The organism is Polaromonas sp. P1_G2 (assembly GCF_056405515.1).
Map to the genome: position 1 here is coordinate 1 of NZ_JBFUBY010000362.1, position 3833 is coordinate 3833.

The 3833-nt window shown below is 57.7% G+C and carries 3 protein-coding genes; all 3 read left to right on the forward strand.

Annotated features, from left to right (window positions below; translation table 11 throughout):
• Nucleotides 1-380: 380 nt before the first annotated feature.
• The 3 genes from thrS (at nt 381) to rplT (ending at nt 3763) form a co-directional block, all read left to right on the forward strand.
• On the forward strand, nt 381-2288 hold the full coding sequence (thrS, locus tag AC1D0P_RS23535; RefSeq protein WP_477678954.1) for a threonine--tRNA ligase: 1908 nt from the start codon (nt 381-383) through the stop codon (nt 2286-2288).
• Nucleotides 2289-2393: 105 nt separating this feature from the next.
• Nucleotides 2394-2999: a translation initiation factor IF-3 gene (gene infC / locus AC1D0P_RS23540; RefSeq protein ID WP_477678955.1), complete on the forward strand. Its 606-nt coding sequence runs from the start codon at nt 2394-2396 to the stop codon at nt 2997-2999.
• A gap of 404 nt (nt 3000-3403) precedes the next feature.
• On the forward strand, nt 3404-3763 hold the full coding sequence (rplT, locus tag AC1D0P_RS23545; RefSeq protein ID WP_477654608.1) for a 50S ribosomal protein L20: 360 nt from the start codon (nt 3404-3406) through the stop codon (nt 3761-3763).
• The last annotated feature ends 70 nt before the right edge of the window (nt 3764-3833 follow it).

Consider the following 3833-nt stretch of genomic DNA (forward strand, 5'->3'; position numbering starts at 1 on the left):
ATATCAACGAGCATTTCGAAGTCGAAAAGCAGACCGTCATCACTGAATGCCCGCGTTGCCTTGGTTTGGGCTTTTTGCCGCCTGGCTCGCAATAGCGTTTCGCGCAACGCTGAACGGGCGCCGCGGACGGGGTCTTGCCAACCTGCCGTAAAATACGCGCATGCAATCAATCAAGCTGGAAACAGGAAGGATCGTTCGGGTTATGACACCGCGAACTACGACCTCGTCCGTTTTCTGGAGTCATCCAGGGCGCTAGGCCGCTCCCCTTGGTGATTGTTAGCTACACAATTTATAGCTCTCATCCAAATTTCCCCCATCAAAGCGCGGCGTGTTCCGCGCTTTTTTGTTGCTCCCATTTTTATCTCTAAAAATTTCATCCCATGATCCAGATCACGCTCCCCGACGCCTCCAAGCGCGAATACCCGCAAGCTGTTACGGTCGCCGAAGTGGCCGCCTCGATAGGTGCCGGCCTGGCAAAAGCCGCCCTGGGCGGCAAGGTCGACGGCAAGGTGGTGGACACCAGCTACCTGATCGACAAAGACAGCGCGGTCTCCATCATCACCGCCAAGGATGCCGACGGCCTGGACATGATCCGCCACTCGACGGCCCATTTGCTGGCCTACGCTGTCAAGGAGCTGTTCCCGGATGCGCAGGTCACCATTGGCCCGGTGATCGAGAACGGGTTCTTCTACGATTTCTCCTACAAGCGCCCGTTCACGCCGGAGGACCTGATAGCGATCGAAAAGCGCATGACGGAACTCGCCGCCAAGGATGAGCCGGTGACCCGCCGCGTGTTGCCGCGCGATGAGGCCGTGGCGCACTTCAAGAGCATCGGCGAACACTACAAGGCCGAGATCATCGCCAGCATCCCCGCAAATGAAGACGTGTCGCTCTATCGCGAAGGCGCCTTCGAAGACCTGTGCCGCGGGCCCCATGTGCCGAGCACGGGCAAGCTGAAGTTCTTCAAGCTCATGAAAGTGGCCGGCGCCTACTGGCGCGGCGACCACCGCAATGAAATGCTGCAGCGTGTTTACGGCACGGCTTGGGCCACCAAGGACGAGTTGCAGCAGTACCTGACGATGCTGGAGGAGGCCGAAAAGCGCGACCACCGCAAGCTCGGCAAGGAGCTCGACCTGTTCCACATCGACGACCATGCCCCCGGCCTGGTGTTTTGGCACCCCAAGGGATGGACGGTTTGGCAGGGCGTGGAGCAGTACATGCGCAAGGTCTACCAGGACAACGGCTACCAGGAGGTCAAAGGCCCGCAGATCATCGACAAGACGCTGTGGGAAAAAACCGGCCACTGGGACAAGTATCGCGACAACATGTTCACGACCGAGAGCGAAAAGCGCGAATACGCGCTCAAGCCCATGAACTGCCCCGGCCACATCCTGATCTTCAAGCAGGGGATCAAGAGCTACCGCGACCTGCCGCTGCGCTACGGTGAATTCGGCCAGTGCCACCGCAACGAACCTTCGGGTGGGCTGCACGGCATCATGCGCGTGCGCGGTTTCACGCAGGACGACGGCCATATTTTCTGTACAGAGGACCAGATTCTCAAGGAATGTGTGGACTACACGACCTTGCTGCAGAAGGTGTACACCGACTTCGGCTTCAAGAACATCATCTACAAGGTAGCCACGCGCCCCGAAGCGCGCATTGGCTCGGACGAAAGCTGGGACAAGGCCGAGCACGCGCTGATGGAAAGCCTGCGTGCGTCCGGTTGCGAGTTTGAAATCGCTCCCGGCGACGGTGCGTTTTACGGCCCCAAGATCGAATAYACGCTGAAGGACGCCATCGGCCGCCAATGGCAGTGCGGCACCATGCAGGTCGATTTTTCGATGCCGGAACGACTGGATGCCGAATACGTGGGCGAAGACGGCAACCGTCACCGGCCGGTGATGCTGCACCGCGCGATTGTGGGCAGCCTGGAGCGTTTTATCGGAATTTTGATCGAAGAGCACGCCGGCGCGTTGCCGACCTGGCTGGCTCCCGAGCAGGTTTCAGTCCTCAATATCACCGATTCCCAGGCCGAATATGCCCGGGAAGTTGCCAAAACGCTGCAAAATCAAGGGCTTAGGGTCAACCTGGACCTGCGCAATGAGAAAATTACGTATAAAATACGGGAGCACTCGATGAAAAAGCTGCCTTACATCCTGGTCGTAGGCGACAAGGAGAAGGAAGCCGGATCCGTAGCAGTGCGCGCCCGGGGTAACAAAGACCTTGGAGTGATGCCCCTCGATGCATTTGCCCGGCAAATTGCTTCTGACATCACACAAAAAGCCTGAATCGCTGACGAATTCCTCCGAATTTGTGGGCATTGAAGCTTCTCGTCCTTGCAGGACGGGCGCAAGCCGCTATAGCTTTTATAGCAAGAGTTAAAGGATAGAACCATCGCTACTGAATTTCGTGACCGCCGTCACCGTGAAGAACGCAAGCACCGCTTGAACCGTGAAATCATGGCCCCCGAAGTACGTCTGAGCGGGCCAGACAACGAGCCTTTAGGCATTGTCAGCATCGCGGAGGCATTGCGCCTGGCAGGTGAGGCCGACGTGGACCTTGTTGAAATCTCCCCCACGGCGGTTCCGCCGGTGTGCAGGTTGATGGATTACGGCAAGTTCAAGTATGCCGAGCAGAAGAAGGCGGCGGAAGCGAAGTCCAAGCAAAAAGTGATCGAGATCAAGGAAGTCAAATTCCGGCCCGGCACTGACGATGGGGACTACAWCATCAAATTGCGCAATATCAAGCGCTTTTTGGAAGAGGGCGACAAGTGCAAGATCACCTTGCGCTTTCGTGGCCGCGAAATCACGCACCAGGAACTGGGCCTCGCCCTGCTGGCGCGTATTCGCGACGAGTTGGCGGATTTGATTGTGGTGGAGCAGTTCCCCAAGCTTGAAGGCAGGCAGATGGTCATGATGATCGCGCCCGGCCGCAAGAAGCCCGGTGGCAAGCCGGCAGCCGAAACTGCGGCAGCACCGGCGCCTTCGGCTGCGGCCTGAGGATAGTTAGAAGAACACAGGCTTGCCGGAGCGATCCGGCGGGCCGTTGAGGAGGATGCCGCAAGGCATTTCCAGTGAAGGGAGGCGACAAGCCTTTCTTTCGAAAGTGACGGGGTCAAAGCCGTCGCGACCAGCGAATGCCGGAAGGCTTCGCCGGCGGTGGCAAGGGTCATACCTCGCTACTACAAGTGGCTCGGGGCCATCAAGTCTGCGGAAGGTTCGCAGCGCCTCACGAGCACAAATGAAAAGGAGCATTTACATGCCCAAAATGAAGACCAAGAGCGGCGCTAAAAAGCGTTTCCGCGTTCGTCCGGGTGTGACTGTTCATGAGACCAATATGGGTCACATGGCACAGATGCTCCCAGGCCAAGGCATTTAATTAACGACGAACAAGGAGTACACACATGCCTCGCGTCAAACGTGGTGTAACGGCTCGCGCCCGCCACAAAAAAGTTTTAACCCTTGCAAAAGGTTTCCGCGGCCGCCGCGGCAACGTCTTCCGTATCGCCAAAGAAGCGGTAATGAAGGCTGGGCAATATGCCTACCGTGACCGTCGTACCAAGAAACGCGTGTTCCGCCAGTTGTGGATCGCCCGTATCAATGCTGCAAGCCGTTCATTCGGCCTGACCTACAGCCAGTTTGCCAACGGCCTGAAGAAAGCCGGCATCGAGATCGACCGCAAGGTTCTGTCCGACATGGCCATCCATGACAGCGCTGCTTTCGGCGCCATCGTTGAACAGGTGAAAGCCAAGCTGGCCGCCTGATTTTCAGGCCAGGCGGTATTGAGACTATCGAATCAATCACTGCCGACGCAAGAAAATAAAGGGCTGGAGC